This is a genomic window from Barnesiella sp. An55, from assembly GCF_002161555.1.
Classification (GTDB): Bacteria; Bacteroidota; Bacteroidia; order Bacteroidales; family Barnesiellaceae; genus Barnesiella; species Barnesiella merdipullorum.
The window spans coordinates 20,795-35,426 of sequence record NZ_NFHZ01000018.1 but is presented as its reverse complement, the minus strand read 5'-3'; the positions used below and the strand labels follow the sequence as shown (position 1 = coordinate 35,426).

The following is a 14,632-nucleotide window of genomic DNA, read 5'->3' as shown; positions in this document are numbered from 1 at the left end:
ACGATAAATAAAAAGAATTCATCATGAAAAGAGTTCTATTGTTACCCCTCATCCTGTTGCTCTGTATCGCGGGGCTCTGTGCCCAACAGGTCGATACCGTCACCATACACAGCAAAATGGGACGAGATATTCGCAACACAGTCGTGCTGCCCCAGAATTATAACGACTCGGAGAACACACGTTACCCCGTCGTATATCTGCTTCATGGCCACGGAGGCAACTACGCTTCCTGGTTGATTATCAAGCCCGAGCTACCCCAGTTGGCCACGCAATACCAGTTTATCATCGTCTGCCCCGACGGGCTGAACAGCTGGTATTGGAACAGCCCCCTGCACAAAGACATGCAGTTCGAAGATTATATCTCGAGCGAACTCATCTCCTACATCGATTCGCACTACCGCACCATTGCCGACCGTAGCGCCCGAGCCATTACCGGCCTCAGCATGGGCGGGCACGGTGCCATGTGGAACGCCATCCGCCATCGCGACACATTCGGGGCTGCAGGCAGCATCAGTGGCGGACTCGACATTCGCCCCTTCCCTGCTAACTGGAACATGCAAGACCAGTTAGGCAAATTCGACACCAACCAAAAACGCTGGAACGAGCACACCGTCATCAACCTTATCCCCTCGCTCAACGACGACGAACTGGCCATCATTATCGATTGCGGGGTCGATGACTTCTTTCTCGAGGTCAACCGTAACGTCCACCAGGCTCTGCTCGATCACCACATCAAGCACGACTTCATCGAACGGCCTGGAGCCCACAACATTCCCTACTGGAACAACTCCATCGATTACCAGTTGCTCTTCTTCCACAAGTTCTTTGCCCAACCACGCAAAGAGTAGGGAGTACCCAAGGCAGTCCGGCGGTGAAGCCCACTCATCCATTGCCAACGAGCTATCAAAGAATTACCCCATTGTCCAATTCGTATAAAACCCAAACTTTTATAGCTATGAACAAAAAACTAATTCTTACAGCCCTGCTGACAATCCTGATCGCAATCACCTCGGTTGCACAGGAAAAAGTCTATCAACTCTCCAGCCACATCCTCGACATCCACAAGGGGCAACCGGCAACAGGGGTCAAAATTGCCCTCTCCCGCCTGGAAGCCGACCATTCGTGGCTGCTGCTCGACGAGCGTGCTACCGATGCCAACGGCCGGGTAAAAGATTTTCTCGAGAAGCGACCCGGCACAAGCAATCAAGGAGTATATAAACTCACCTACTTCGTGGGGCCCTACTTCGAAGCCCAGGAGCAAGAGTCGTTCTACCCCTTCATCGAAGTGGTTTTCGAGATTAAAGACGACAACCATTACCACGTGCCTATCACCCTCTCGCCCTACGGATACTCTACATACCGGGGCAATTGAGCCGGTCGCACGATACGGGCAACAACAAGCCGCACGATTCACTTGACAATTTTTCCCAAGCAGCGTTAATTAGTTAATAATAGCGCTATATTTTACTATATTTACGTTAAAAACAGTTTGTTTTTAAACTATCCGTTTGGAAAATCGAGAAACTGCATCTATATTTGTACTATGTTTTTTCATAGTATTAGATTTAAGGTTTACAAATTGGCTGTCGTGAGACAGCCCTTTTTTTATATAGCCCGCCGTGTCGAGTCTTGCACGGTCACCGAGTGTGCCCGACATTCACACCCGTCACAAAGCCAACAACCCCAAGCCAGTAGAACCAAGAAAACTCAACTTCATAACACATACCATTCCTCTTTTTTTGCTAATTTTGCGGTCAAAACTCATGGCTAACGAAATGAATTATCAAATTTTCGCCCCCGCCGACTGCACGGCGACCATCGCACTGCCCACCTCCAAGAGCATCAGCAACAGAGCTTTGATTATCAATGCACTGTGCAACAATGCCATTCCCGTGGAGAATCTCTCGTCGTGCGACGACACCCGTGTCATGCGCCAAGCTTTCACCGGCAACGATCGCACCATCGACATACACGGTGCCGGGACAGCCATGCGATTTCTCACCGCCTACTACGCCCAGGTCGAGGGTAGCCGGCACACGCTCACCGGCTCGGAACGGATGAAACAACGCCCCATAAAGATACTGGTCGAAGCCCTGCGCGCCCTCGGTGCCGACATCGACTACACCTCGCGCGAAGGCTTCCCGCCCCTCGACATCTGCGGCCGGCAGCTCACCGGAGGCGAGCTCACCCTGCCCGGCGATGTGAGTTCGCAATACATCTCGGCCCTGCTCATGATTGCCCCTCGCATGCGCGACGGGCTCACCCTGACCCTCACCGGCGAAATCGTCTCGACTCCCTATATCGAGATGACCCTCGGCATGATGGCCCACTACGGCATCGAGGCTCAACGCACCGGCCACACCCTGCGAGTTTCGGCCGGGAGCTACACGCCCACCCCGTTCAGCGTCGAGCCCGACTGGTCGGCAGCCTCCTACTGGTACGAGATAGCCGCCCTCTCCCCGACCGGCTCGGTTGTACTGCCAGGACTCACACCCAAAAGTCTCCAGGGCGACGCCCGCATTGCCCAACTCTTCGAGCCGCTGGGAATCGAAACACTATTTTCTTCGGACGGAGCAAAACTAATAAAATCGGATATTCATACAACCGAATATCGCTGCGACCTCTCGGAGCAACCCGACCTGGCCCAAACCCTGGTAGTGGCCTGCTGTCTGCTGGGAATACCCTTCCATTTCACCGGACTTCAAACCCTGCGCATCAAAGAGACCGACCGCATCGCAGCCCTCTGCAATGAACTTATTAAGTTAGGATATAGACTATTATCATCGGATAACTCACTCACCTGGAACGGCGAAACCGTAGAACCGGAGGCCCATCCCGTCATCCGAACCTACGACGACCACCGCATGGCCATGGCCTTTGCTCCAGCCTCATTCCGGTTCCCCGGTATCGAGATTGCCGACACGGCCGTCGTCGATAAGTCATACCCCGACTACTGGACCGACCTCACTCGGGCCGGCTTCACCCTGTTCCCCACACAGAAAGGAGATACCACACTATGATTATACTTGTAATCGCCATCGTGCTGCTGGGCCTCGTGACCTATTATTTTCACCTCCGGGACCAGAAAAAACAGGCAGCCGCAGGCAACCCGCCCGCTCAGGACGAAACACCAGCTCCCCCGCAAGAGTGCTGCGGACAGCACCTCGTGTGCGAACGCGACAGCCTGCTGGCAGGCGTGAGCAAGACCATCGAGTACTACGACGACGAGGAGCTCGACGACTGGAAGAACACCCCTGCCGACCAATATACCCCCGAGCAGGTCGAGCACTTCAGAGACATTTTCTATACCCTCCTCCCCAGCGATGTGCCGGGATGGGTGCGCAGCCTGCAACTGCGACAAATCGAGGTTCCCGAATCCCTGCGCGACGAAATACTGCTGGTGGTCAACGAACAAAGAAATATCGACAAATAACCCGTTTACAATGGAGATTCTCAACTATACGTTTTTCCAAAATGCCCTGATGGCCCTCCTGCTCATCTCGATCATCAGCGCCATCATCGGCACCTACATCGTAGCCCGACGCATGCTCTTCATCACCGGAGGCATCACCCATGCCTCGTTCGGCGGACTGGGCATCGGCTACTTCCTGGGCATAAACCCCACCCTCGCTGCCCTCTTCTTTGCCATCCTCTCGGCACTGGGTGTCGAATGGGTATCGCGGGGAAAATCGGTGCGCGAAGATTCGGCCATCGCCGTCATCTGGACTCTGGGCATGGCCGTCGGCATCATCTTCATCTTCATGACCCCCGGCTACACTCCGGGACTCACCGAGTTCCTGTTTGGAAACATACTCACCATCACCCGCACCGACATTCTCGTCTTTGCCGCCTTTGCCCTCCTGCTCATCGCCTATACCCTGTGGCAATACCGGCACATCGTCTATACCGCTTTCGACACCGACTTTGCTACCACCCGCGGCATCAACACCCGACTCATCAACTACATCATGACCTTCTTTGTAGCCACGGCCGTAGTCCTGTCCATCCGGCTGGTAGGCATCATGCTGCTCATCTCCATCCTGTCGCTGCCACAAATGTTTGCCGAGCTGTTCTGCCACAAGTTCCGCTCCATCATCTGGCTGTCGGGACTCATCAACCTGCTGGCCGGTATCGGGGGGCTGCTGCTCTCCTACTGGCTCGACGTGCCGGCCGGAGCTACCATCGTCTTTACCCTGATTGTCATCTATCTCGTAGCCAAGATCATCGTGAGCCGTGTGCAGAAGGCCGTTGCACAAAGACAATAAAACGGCCGAAAATCAGTTTAAAAAGATGGTCTCTTATACCCATAGCGCTTGAAGAAGAAAATCACACATATCGCCACCCTGCTGCTCGTCCTGTTGCTCGTCTCCTGCTCGACCAAAAAGAATACGGCATTCACCCGTTTCTACCACAGCTTCACGACCCGCTACAACGTCTATTTCAACGGGATAGAGAACTACAAGGAGCAGATAAAAACCATGGAGGGCGAATACCAGGACAACTTCACCGACCTCGTGCTCATGCACCCCGCACAAGCCTATGCCAACCCCAAGAACCCACAACCCACGGGCAGCTTCGACCGCACCATCGAGAAGTGCCAAAAAGCCATACAGCTGCACTCCATCAAGAAAAAGCCCAAGCGCGACTCCAAAAAGATGAGCGACCCCAAGTATCGCGACTACCTCAAGCGCGACGAATACAACCCCTTCATCCACAACGCCTGGCGACTGATGGGACAGGCCCAGTACTACAAAGGCGAATTTCTCGAGGCGGCCGCCACCTTCCTCTACATCTCGCGCCACTTCACCTGGCTCCCCGACCTGGTCGCCGAGGCAAAGATCTGGCAAGCCCGTTGCTACATTGCCTTGGGATGGCTCTACGAAGCCGAAGACATACTCCAGAAAATCAATAACGACAAGCTGCCCGAGTCGCAAAACAACTGGTTTGCCACCGTCAATGCCGACTACCTCATCCACCGGGGCGAGTATCAGAAAGCCATCCCCTTCCTCGAAACCGCCATCAAGTCGGCACCCAGCAAGCAGCAGCGCATCCGCCTCACCTTCCTGCTGGGGCAACTCTACGAAAAAACCGAGAACCCCACTTTGGCCTACCAGACGTTCGGCAAGGTCATAGCCATGAACCCGCCCTACCGCACCGAGTTCAACGCCCGCATCAAACAGACCGAAGTATTCTCGGGCAAAGACATCACCAAAGAGGTGAAAAAGCTCACCCGCATGGCCTCGCGCGACCGCAACAAAGAGTACCTCGACCAGATATACTATGCCATCGGCAACCTCTACCTCTCCCGCAAAGACACCCTCAAGGCCATGGAGAACTATCGGCTGGCCAACCAAAAGAGCACCCGCAACGGACTCGAAAAGGCCATCAACCAGGTGACCCTTGGCGACCTCTATTTCGAGCGGCGCGAGTATGTCGATGCCCAGCCCTGCTATGCCGAAGCGCTGCCCCAGTTGAAAGAAGACTTCCCGCGGTACGACCTGCTCACGCGGCGCTCCACCGTGCTCGACGAACTCGTGGTCTATGCCCAGAATGTCGAGTTGCAGGACAGTCTGCAAAACCTTGCCGCCATGAGCGAGGACGAGCGCAACAAAGCCATACAGAAGATTATCGACGACCTCATCAAGAAAGAGAAAGAAGAGGCCGAAGCCCTTCAACGCGAAGAGTATCTGGCCCAGCAACAAGGGCCCCAGTTCAACAGCAACAACGCAGCCAAGAACAACGCGACCATGATCTCGGGCGACAAGTCGTGGTACTTCTACAACAAGACCATGGTATCGGCCGGTAAGACCGAGTTCCAGCGCACCTGGGGTAGCCGTAAACTCGAGGACGACTGGCGCCGCCGCAACAAATCGGGATTCTCGATGAGCGACTTTGCCGAAAAGACCGAAGGCGAACCGGGCGAAGAGACTACAGAGTTCGATGAGAACGGCATGCCCATCGAAGAGAGCCCCGACAGCGCTCAGATGGCCGATGCCGACGATCCCCACAAACCCGCCTTCTACCTCAAGCAGATACCACTCACCCCCGAGGCACTCGAAACCTCCAACGAGGTGGTAGCCGAGGGACTTTTCAACATGGGTCTTATCCTCAAAAACAAACTCGAGGACTACCCGGCCGCCATAGCCAACTTCAATCTGCTCGAGTCGCGGTTCCCCGAGAACCCCTACCGGCTCGACGTCTATTACAACATGTACCTCATGTACATGCGCAATGGCGACGAAGCCACCGCGGCCCTGTATCGCGACAAGATACGATCGACCTTCCCCGAGAGTCCCTATGCCCAGGCCATGGCCGACCCGCACTACCTCGACAACCTGCGGCGCATGAGCACCGAGCAAGACTCCATCTACGAGGCCACCTATGCCGCATACCTCGTAAACGACAATGCCACCGTGCACCGCAGCCGCCAATACATGGAGGAGAAGTATCCCCTCTCGCCGCTCATGCCCAAGTTCCTCTTCCTCGACGCCCTCGCCTATGTGGGCGACAAGCAGTACGACCAATTCAAAACCGGGTTGAGAAACCTGCTCGAGCGCTATCCGCAAGCCGATGTCTCACCCCTGGCCACCACCATGCTCAAGGGTGTAGCACAAGGCCGACAACTGGCCGAAGGCAGCGGCAACCTCAGAGGCATGCTGTGGAAAGCCCGACTCACCAACGATACCACGACCATGCGCAACGATACCGTCCGGGCCGCCTTCACGCAAGACCTCAACGCTCCGCACGTGCTCCTGCTGGTCTATGCCACCGACAGCGTGTCGTCCAACCAACTGCTCTTCGATGTAGCCAAACACAACTTTACCAGTTTCGTAATTAAAGATTTCGACCTCGAAATAATGACCTTTAACGAAATAAGTATGTTAGTTGTCAAAGGATTTAATAACTTTGACGAGTTATCCCACTATCGACGGCTCCTCGACAACAGCGAAACATTCCGCTACCCGCCGGGAGTAAGGCCCATCATGATCAGCGAGGATAACTTCAAGAAACTGCTCGAAGGATACAGTTTCGAAGACTATTTCTTATTTCTTGAAAACAATCCTCAACCCACAGAGCCTTATGAAGAACGGTAAAATACTTTGGGCCGACGACGAGATCGATTTACTCAAGCCCCACATTCTCTTCCTTCAACAGAAGGGATACGACGTCACCACCGTCTCCAACGGTCGCGACGCCCTCGAGAAAGCGGCTCACGAACCCTTCGACCTCATCATTCTCGACGAGAACATGCCCGGCTTGAGCGGTCTCGATACCCTCAGCCAAATCAAGATGGACAACCCCTCCATCCCCGTGGTCATGATCACCAAGAGCGAGGAGGAAAACATCATGAACCAGGCTATCGGAAACAAAATCTCCGACTACCTCATCAAGCCCGTCAACCCCAACCAGATACTCCTGTCGATCAAGAAAAACCTCCATCACAAGGAGATTATCCTCGAGAAAACCTCGAGCGACTACCGCCAGGAATTTCAACACATCAGCAGCCAGATCAACGACTCCTACTCGTGGAACGACTGGTACGAAGTCTATAAGAAACTGGTCTTTTGGGAACTGGAGCTCACCCAGGCCGAGAGCGACATGGACGAACTGCTCACCCTGCAAAAGAGCGAGGCCAACAGCGCTTTCGCCAAATTTGTCAAAAAGAACTACGAGAAGTGGATTACCGGCGGCGAACACCCCCTCATGAGCCACGAGCTCTTCAAGACCAAAGTGTTTCCCCTCATCGACAAGGGCGAGAAGGTATTCTTCATCCTCATCGACAACTTCAGGCTCGACCAGTGGCGGGTCATCAAACCCCTGCTCAACGAATACTTCACCGCCGAGGAAGATCTCTACTTCAGCATCTTGCCCACGGCCACGCAATATGCGCGCAACGCCATCTTCTCGGGATTGATGCCCAACCAGATTGCCCGCATGTTCCCCGACCTCTGGGTCGATGAAGACGAGGAGGAGGGCAAGAACCTCAACGAAGCGCCTCTCATCCAGACGTTGCTCGACCGGTTCCGCAAGCGCTACACCTTCTCCTACAACAAAATCAACGAGTCGGCCTTCGGCGAAAAACTCATCCAGAACTTCCCGCAAATTGAGAACAACCAACTCAACGTGTGCGTGCTCAACTTTGTCGATATGCTCTCGCACGCCCGCACCGAGTCGAAGATGATTCGCGAACTGGCATCGACCGAGGCGGCCTACCGCTCCATCACCGAGTCGTGGTTCAAGCACTCGTCGGCACTCGACCTCTTCCGCAAGATTGCCGAGAAAGACTTCAAAATCATACTCACAACCGACCACGGCACCGTACATGTGAACAACCCCATCAAGGTAATCGGCGACAAGAACACCAATACCAACCTGCGCTACAAGGTGGGCAAATCGCTCAGCTACAACCCCAAGCAGGTCTATGAAATCAAGTCGCCCGAGCGCTACGGCCTGCCCTCGCCCAACATCAGCTCGACCTACATATTTGCCACCAACCACGATTTCTTTGCCTACCCCAACAACTACAACTACTACGTGGGCTACTACAAAGACACCTTCCAGCACGGAGGCATCTCCATGGAAGAGATGATGATACCCCTGATTACTCTCACTAAAAAATAGATACGATTATGCATACCCTTGTCATAGAAAACCTCGACCAGATACACCAGGTTGCCCGCCAGTTTATCGAACTCATGGGCGACAACACCGTCTTTGCCTTCCACGGCGAGATGGGTGCCGGCAAAACCACCTTCATCAAAGCCGTGTGCGAAGAACTGGGTGTCGAAGACCCCGTCAACAGCCCCACCTTCGCCATCATCAACGAATACCGCTCGGCAACCACCGGCGAACTCATCTACCACTTCGACTGCTACCGCCTCAACAAGTTGCAGGAGGCCTACGACCTGGGAGCCGAAGACTACTTCGCCAGCGGTGCCCTCTGCTTTATCGAATGGCCCGAGAAGATTGAAGAGCTGCTTCCCTACGACTGCGTGAATGTCGAGATTGCCGAGACCGACGGCGGTGCCCGCACCCTCACCGTAGATCTCTAAATAAAATCTCCGAATCGACCATGCAGCACGCCCCGTCACTTATCCCCGCGATTATTGTCCTGAGTCTGTTTCTCATCTCGGGACTACTCGCGTTGGGTGCCGCCCTGGCCAACTGGAACTGGTTCTTCAACAGCAAGAACTGCCGTATTTTCACCTCAAGGCTCACCCGCACGCAAGCCCGCTGGCTCTACGGCATACTGGGGGTACTCATCCTGCTCATGACCGCCGTCATTGCACGCGACCTACTGGCACGGGCCACCCCCGACAGCAAGCCGCAACCTCGGCCCGCCGTCACGGTTTCGGCCACGACAAAAGTCTATTTCGACTGCAACACGTCCACAAACGACTTGGGCAACACGATATTCTCTACCCCCAAGGCCTTGGCAAACAGCGGTGCTATCTCCCGGTCCTGAAATCCGGCAATGCCGCAACCGATGCGGGTCACATAGAAACGCAGTTCCCGGTGCTCCCGGGCAAAGGCAATAAATTCATCGACATAAGGTTCGATAGTCTCCACTCCCCCCTGCATGGTAGGGATGGCATAGGACTGTCCCTGCAGGCCCACACCCTGCCCCCACACCGCACCAAAACGCTGCATGGCCACACGGGCGGCACCCCCACCGTGCATACCGGCCAGGTTGCTGCCAAAAACAAATACCTCGCCCGGTGCCAACGAAGTGATATGTTCAGGAGTAAACTGCATCGACGAGTTCGCCGATGCTCCACCGGGGACAGACTCCTCACGGTAATCTTTCTGTTTCATACCAAAGATGTATTTCTCAATAGCCAAAAATAGACAATTATTCCCGATTGACCGCACACAACCTTCCCTCTTTTGGGCAAAACCTACACCCTCGCCCGCCATCCGTTTTTACACAAGAGCCCTCAAACACGATTATCGGTAAAAACAATTCGCACAGGCTGTTGTTATATATCCACAATACTTACCAAAACCCTGTTAAACGAACATGTTATGAAAAGAATTCTGTTTGGGACAACCACCCTGCTGCTCTTGTCGAGCCTCTCGGCTTGCTGCGACGACGACAAAAAAGACGACGAACCGGCTCAACCCGAGGCGGTGCAATTAGTTACCCCCAATGTGAGCGCCCGCATTGCCGACCCGCTGAACCAGAATCCCTTCACGGGAATACTCGAAATCTATCCCTGCTATGCCGAGACCTCGACCTACTATGGCAACTACATCAACAGCAAAAAGACCGTATTCAACGGCTATTACACCATTATCGACGGCCACATCTACGGCGAATACAACCGACCGCTGCAACTGCCGGTAGGGACCTACAACATGGTCTATTGGGGCACCCCAAAATACGACGACCCCATCTACAATACCCCGGCCATCAACGAGCCCGGTATCACCCAGGATGCCGACCTCTCGACTCTCTACTTCAGGCTGCGGGCCAATACCGACGGCACCTATATGCCGGTCTATGACCTGGTACACGCCGTGAAACCGGCCAACGTAGGACAGGAAGACCTGCAGGCGGCACTCACCCGCGTGACTGCCGGCATACGGATTATTGCCAAGATGCAGGACAACTCAGAGTTCAACCCGTCCATCACCAACATACAGGCCCGCATCGGAGGCATCGCCGAGAAGATGAACTTCTACACGGCCGAGGTCGAGAATACCACCAAGGTTGTCAAGTTCGACCTCGAGCGTTCCGACGACAATACCATCATGAGCAACGCCACCGTCATGCTCTTCCCCTCGGCCGAAAATCCGCCGCTCGAGCTCATTATCACCTTGGCCAACGGTACCGAGCACACCCTCTCCAAAACCCTCAGTTCAACGCTATCGCCCAATACCAAACTCACGCTCAACATTGTTTTGGGCGAAATCCTGTCGGGCGAAACGCCGGGCGACTTCTCCATTGAAGACTGGAACGAGGTGAGCGAAACCATCGAATTCCCCATTATCAACTAAACACTTCCCCACCTCACCGATGGAGCAATCTCTCACAGACTGCTCCAAACGACAAGGCGGCCCCGTTTCACGGGAGCCGCCTTCCTATTATAAAACCCTTCACATCGGGGCTTCTCTAAAGCCATTCACCGCCGGGGCCGGGCCACTCCACCGGGCTGGCGATGCAGGAAAAATCGCGACACGCTATCCCCTCAAGCCGCAGCAGAGCCACCTTCCGGTCAAGACCTCCGGCATATCCAATAAGGCTGCCGTCGCTCCCCACGACCCGATGGCACGGCACCACGATACTCACCGGGTTGTGCCCCACGGCACCCCCCACGGCCTGCGCCGATACCCGGGCTCCACCTCTCAAGAACGACAGCCGGCGGACTATTGCCCCATAGGAGACCACACGCCCACGTGGAATCTCCTGCAACAGGCGCCACACGGCAAGTCTGAAGGGGCTACCCTCCAGCCGCACAAACGGCATCGTCCCGGGATTCCCGCCCGAGAAATAGAGGTCGAGCCACCGCCGCGTCTGGTCAAACACCGGTAGCAATCTTCTTTCGCAAGCCGCCACCCTCGACACCGGGAAATACTTCTGCCCGTCGAACCACAGGCCTGTCAAGCTCACCCCGTCGCCGGTCATCGTCATCGCGCCCAGCGGAGAATCGTAAGAGCAACAATACTGCACACTATCCATACGGCACAAGAAACAGCAATCCCGCCACACCGCAAGTCATCTTCCGGCCAGGGCGGGACTGTATATCATTCATTTATTCGGCATTATCCATTTTTCCCTCAGATTGAGCCGATTCGACTGTTTGGTTCACGGCCTCATCTACTACGACCTTCTGTTCGCTCTCCTTGATCTGCTCATACATGGCCACCATCATGAAGGCCGAGATAATGAGCGTAACCACAATACCCACAATCAAGACAATAAAGCCAATGATATTCAACACAATCATCAGCAAGAGGCAGAGAATGATTTTACCCATATTCCCATGAGTCATCGTCCAACTGCGTTGAATGGCGTCGAACACACCAATAGAGGAATCATCGACATAGGCATAAATCGCAAACATCAGGCGCAGATACAGATACAAAGAAACCAGAGAGAAGATTACGGAGACAATTCCCGACACCCCGCTGAACATCATTCCCAAAGCATACCCCACTTCATAGGGGTTGGAAAAATCGGTGACTGCCAGGCTCGTACCCAAACCGACTACCAAAATGACAAGACCGATAATCATAGGGAGCAGACAGATAATGCCTACCACCAGATTCAACCCGATCAGGCCACCCAGTTTAGGCAATATCTCTCCAAACGTCGAGAACGAGGGTTCCTCGCCGGCATAGGCATTCAGCATAATCTTATTCAGGCCCGCCCCAAGCCATATCGACAAAAGGATACTTACGATATAGAAAATCCAGTAACGAATCGATGTCATGTCATTGCCCCCCAGCAAAGAGACTATCCACGACACAACCATAACTCCCAGGAAAAGGCCGAGCATGACAATAAAATTTTTGCGGGTCAGAGCCCACCCCGTCTTCAGTGCGCCCATGGGCGACAACAATCGTGCGTTCATATATCTATTGTTTTTTAATAATATCCCGTAACAACTCTTGCAAATATAACATGATTCGCAGGAATAGGCCCTACTCGCCGATAGAAAAAAGAAATTTATCACTACCTTTGGGGAAAACTCATTATCCATGAAAACCGTCTCTATCGAAAAGGCGTTTGCCACCACCTGCCCGGCACTGCGCATCGGAGTCATTCAGGCCCGCGTAGTCAACAGCGAGAGCGACCCGGCCTTGTGGCAACTCATCGGAGCCGAAGAGTCGCACATCGCCTCGGCCTACCGACTCGACGAAATCAACAAACGCCCCGCCATACAAGCCACCCGCAAGGCCTACCGGGCCTTTGGAAAGGACCCCAACCGCTACCGGGTATCATCCGAAGCTCTGTGCCGACGCATTGTCAAAGGGATGGGCATCTACCGCATCGACACGCTGGTCGATTTGGGCAATCTCGTCTCCATACGGGCAGGCTACTCCATCGGAGCCTTCGATGCCGACCACATCGACGGCGACAACCTCACGCTGGGGGTAGGTCGCGAAGGCGAACTCTTTCACGGCATAGGCCGGGGCGTGCTCAACATCGAGGGGCTGCCCGTTTACCGCGACCACACCGGCGGTATAGGCACACCCACCAGCGACGAGGAGCGCACCAAGATCTCTCTCGACACCCGCAGCCTGTTGCTTCTCATCAACGCCTATGGCGAGGAGATGCCTCTCGACGAGACCATCGACTGGACGGTCGAGCTGCTGACACAATTCGTCTCGGCTACCGACATCCACACAACAATCGTCCCCGCCTCGCAGTTCGCACAATAACCTCATCACAACTCCCCCTCTCAAACTACCGATTATGAAAAAATTCCGCATCTCGCTTCTGGGACAGGTCCTCATCGCCATCGTGGCCGGCATCGTGCTGGGGCAATTCCTGCCGATACCCATTGCCCGCCTGTTTGTCACCTTCAACGGGCTGTTTGGCAATTTCCTCAACTTCATCATCCCGCTCATCATCATCGGCCTCATCATCCCGGCCATTGCCGACTTGGGCAAAGGGGCCGGCCGGCTGCTGCTCATCACGGCACTCATCGCCTACGGCTCCACCGTCTTCTCGGGGTTCTTCACCTACTTCACAGGCGAAGCCGTATTCCCCCGGCTCATTGCCCACTCGACCGAAGCCACAACCACCATCAGCAACACGGGCGCAACAACCCTCAAACCCTTCTTTACCGTCGAGATGCCCGCCCCCTTCGACATCATGACCGCCCTGCTCCTCTCCTTCTGCATCGGGCTGGGACTGTCGGCTATACAGGGCAACACCCTGCGCATGGCCGCTGCCGACCTGCGCGACATCATCACCCTGCTCATCGAGAAGGTTATCATCCCGCTGCTGCCGCTCCACATCTTCGGCATCTTCCTAAACATGACCCTCTCGGGACAGGTTGCCTCCATCATCTCGGTATTTGTCAAAATCATCGTAGTCATCTTCATCCTGCACATTCTTCTGCTGCTCATCCAGTTCTCGCTGGCCGGACTCATCGGCCGCAAGAATCCCCTGCGGCTGCTCAAGAACATGCTGCCTGCCTATGCCACGGCACTCGGCACCCAGTCGTCGGCAGCCACCATACCCGTCACGCTGGCCCAAACGCTTAAAAACGGGGTAAGCAAAAACATCGCCACCTTTGTTATTCCCCTGTGTGCCACCATACACCTGTCGGGCAGTACGATGAAAATCACCGCCTGCGCCATGGCCATCATGATGATGGCCGGTATGCCCATCCACACCCTCGACTTCAGTGGCTTCATCCTCATGCTCGGCATCACCATGGTAGCTGCCCCCGGTGTACCCGGCGGAGCCATCATGGCCGCCCTGGGTGTGCTCGAGGGAATGCTCGGCTTCGACGACACGGCCCAAGCCCTCATGATAGCCCTCTACATCGCCATGGACAGCTTCGGGACCGCCTGCAATGTAACCGGCGACGGTGCTATCGCCGTGGTTGTCGATCGCATCAACGGGAAAAGCGGACACCTCATGCAGCGTTCGTGACCGCTATGGCATCTTTAT

At 54.8% G+C, this 14,632-nt stretch carries 15 protein-coding genes; 12 read left to right on the top strand and 3 right to left on the bottom strand.

What is annotated here, in order from left to right; all coding sequences use genetic code 11:
* The first annotated feature begins 23 nt into the window (after positions 1-23).
* The 9 genes from B5G10_RS10905 (at position 24) to B5G10_RS10865 (ending at position 9,466) form a co-directional block, all read left to right on the top strand.
* Entirely contained in the window at positions 24-848 is an 825-nt protein-coding gene (locus tag B5G10_RS10905; RefSeq protein WP_087424756.1) for an alpha/beta hydrolase family protein, read from the top strand.
* Positions 849-955: 107 nt separating this feature from the next.
* On the top strand, positions 956-1,372 hold the full coding sequence (gene uraH, locus B5G10_RS10900; RefSeq protein WP_206396572.1) for a hydroxyisourate hydrolase: 417 nt from the start codon (positions 956-958) through the stop codon (positions 1,370-1,372).
* A 403-nt stretch (positions 1,373-1,775) separates the two neighbouring features.
* Positions 1,776-3,020 (top strand): 3-phosphoshikimate 1-carboxyvinyltransferase, encoded by a 1,245-nt coding sequence (locus B5G10_RS10895; RefSeq protein WP_087424784.1) that lies wholly within the window; start codon positions 1,776-1,778, stop codon positions 3,018-3,020.
* Positions 3,017-3,433, top strand: a complete 417-nt coding sequence (locus B5G10_RS10890; protein ID WP_087424755.1) for a phospholipase — start codon at positions 3,017-3,019, stop codon at positions 3,431-3,433. Before B5G10_RS10895 ends, B5G10_RS10890 begins: the two co-directional genes overlap by 4 nt.
* 10 nt (positions 3,434-3,443) lie before the next feature.
* Positions 3,444-4,265: a metal ABC transporter permease gene (locus B5G10_RS10885; protein WP_087424754.1), complete on the top strand. Its 822-nt coding sequence runs from the start codon at positions 3,444-3,446 to the stop codon at positions 4,263-4,265.
* Positions 4,266-4,313: 48 nt separating this feature from the next.
* A complete protein-coding gene (locus B5G10_RS10880) occupies positions 4,314-7,094 on the top strand; it encodes a tetratricopeptide repeat protein (protein ID WP_241147759.1) in 2,781 nt (926 codons plus the stop codon).
* The gene (locus B5G10_RS10875; RefSeq protein WP_087424753.1) at positions 7,081-8,622 is read left to right on the top strand and encodes a bifunctional response regulator/alkaline phosphatase family protein; all 1,542 of its coding nucleotides are present in this window, start codon (positions 7,081-7,083) and stop codon (positions 8,620-8,622) included. Before B5G10_RS10880 ends, B5G10_RS10875 begins: the two co-directional genes overlap by 14 nt.
* 8 nt (positions 8,623-8,630) lie before the next feature.
* Complete coding sequence (gene tsaE / locus B5G10_RS10870) at positions 8,631-9,053, top strand: tRNA (adenosine(37)-N6)-threonylcarbamoyltransferase complex ATPase subunit type 1 TsaE (RefSeq protein ID WP_087424752.1); 423 nt, start codon at positions 8,631-8,633, stop codon at positions 9,051-9,053.
* Between the two features lie 20 nt (positions 9,054-9,073).
* Positions 9,074-9,466 carry an immunity 17 family protein gene (locus tag B5G10_RS10865; protein WP_087424751.1) on the top strand — a complete coding sequence of 131 codons (393 nt, stop codon included), beginning with the start codon at positions 9,074-9,076 and terminating at the stop codon, positions 9,464-9,466.
* On the opposite strand, the gene B5G10_RS10860 is transcribed toward B5G10_RS10865, so the two are convergent.
* Positions 9,370-9,756, bottom strand: a complete 387-nt coding sequence (locus B5G10_RS10860; RefSeq protein WP_087424782.1) for a hypothetical protein — start codon at positions 9,754-9,756, stop codon at positions 9,370-9,372. The two genes, B5G10_RS10865 and B5G10_RS10860, sit on opposite strands and share 97 nt — an antisense overlap.
* Before the next feature lie 270 nt (positions 9,757-10,026).
* On the opposite strand from B5G10_RS10860, the gene B5G10_RS10855 reads away from it, so the two are divergent.
* Positions 10,027-11,001: a FimB/Mfa2 family fimbrial subunit gene (locus B5G10_RS10855; RefSeq protein WP_087424750.1), complete on the top strand. Its 975-nt coding sequence runs from the start codon at positions 10,027-10,029 to the stop codon at positions 10,999-11,001.
* A 115-nt stretch (positions 11,002-11,116) separates the two neighbouring features.
* On the opposite strand, the gene B5G10_RS10850 is transcribed toward B5G10_RS10855, so the two are convergent.
* Complete coding sequence (locus B5G10_RS10850) at positions 11,117-11,674, bottom strand: methylated-DNA--[protein]-cysteine S-methyltransferase (protein WP_206396573.1); 558 nt, start codon at positions 11,672-11,674, stop codon at positions 11,117-11,119.
* Between the two features lie 82 nt (positions 11,675-11,756).
* Entirely contained in the window at positions 11,757-12,578 is an 822-nt protein-coding gene (locus tag B5G10_RS10845) for a hypothetical protein (RefSeq protein ID WP_087424749.1), read from the bottom strand.
* Positions 12,579-12,705: 127 nt separating this feature from the next.
* Between B5G10_RS10845 and B5G10_RS10840 the strand changes: the two genes are divergently transcribed.
* Both B5G10_RS10840 and B5G10_RS10835 read left to right on the top strand, forming a co-directional pair.
* On the top strand, positions 12,706-13,389 hold the full coding sequence (locus B5G10_RS10840; RefSeq protein WP_087424748.1) for a phenylalanine--tRNA ligase beta subunit-related protein: 684 nt from the start codon (positions 12,706-12,708) through the stop codon (positions 13,387-13,389).
* Positions 13,390-13,423: 34 nt separating this feature from the next.
* Positions 13,424-14,614 carry a dicarboxylate/amino acid:cation symporter gene (locus B5G10_RS10835; protein WP_087424747.1) on the top strand — a complete coding sequence of 397 codons (1,191 nt, stop codon included), beginning with the start codon at positions 13,424-13,426 and terminating at the stop codon, positions 14,612-14,614.
* The last annotated feature ends 18 nt before the right edge of the window (positions 14,615-14,632 follow it).

What these genes read in the sequence shown, in the direction of transcription:
- B5G10_RS10865 (WP_087424751.1), top strand. Translation starts at nt 9,074, where the DNA reads ATGCAGCACGCCCCGTCACTTATCCCCGCGATTATTGTCCTGAGTCTG.
- B5G10_RS10890 (WP_087424755.1), top strand. Translation starts at nt 3,017, where the DNA reads ATGATTATACTTGTAATCGCCATCGTGCTGCTGGGCCTCGTGACCTAT.
- B5G10_RS10895 (WP_087424784.1), top strand. Translation starts at nt 1,776, where the DNA reads ATGAATTATCAAATTTTCGCCCCCGCCGACTGCACGGCGACCATCGCA.
- B5G10_RS10860 (WP_087424782.1), bottom strand. Translation starts at nt 9,756, where the DNA reads ATGCAGTTTACTCCTGAACATATCACTTCGTTGGCACCGGGCGAGGTA.
- uraH (WP_206396572.1), top strand. Translation starts at nt 956, where the DNA reads ATGAACAAAAAACTAATTCTTACAGCCCTGCTGACAATCCTGATCGCA.
- B5G10_RS10855 (WP_087424750.1), top strand. Translation starts at nt 10,027, where the DNA reads ATGAAAAGAATTCTGTTTGGGACAACCACCCTGCTGCTCTTGTCGAGC.
- B5G10_RS10875 (WP_087424753.1), top strand. Translation starts at nt 7,081, where the DNA reads ATGAAGAACGGTAAAATACTTTGGGCCGACGACGAGATCGATTTACTC.
- B5G10_RS10835 (WP_087424747.1), top strand. Translation starts at nt 13,424, where the DNA reads ATGAAAAAATTCCGCATCTCGCTTCTGGGACAGGTCCTCATCGCCATC.
- B5G10_RS10845 (WP_087424749.1), bottom strand. Translation starts at nt 12,578, where the DNA reads ATGAACGCACGATTGTTGTCGCCCATGGGCGCACTGAAGACGGGGTGG.
- B5G10_RS10905 (WP_087424756.1), top strand. Translation starts at nt 24, where the DNA reads ATGAAAAGAGTTCTATTGTTACCCCTCATCCTGTTGCTCTGTATCGCG.
- tsaE (WP_087424752.1), top strand. Translation starts at nt 8,631, where the DNA reads ATGCATACCCTTGTCATAGAAAACCTCGACCAGATACACCAGGTTGCC.
- B5G10_RS10840 (WP_087424748.1), top strand. Translation starts at nt 12,706, where the DNA reads ATGAAAACCGTCTCTATCGAAAAGGCGTTTGCCACCACCTGCCCGGCA.
- B5G10_RS10885 (WP_087424754.1), top strand. Translation starts at nt 3,444, where the DNA reads ATGGAGATTCTCAACTATACGTTTTTCCAAAATGCCCTGATGGCCCTC.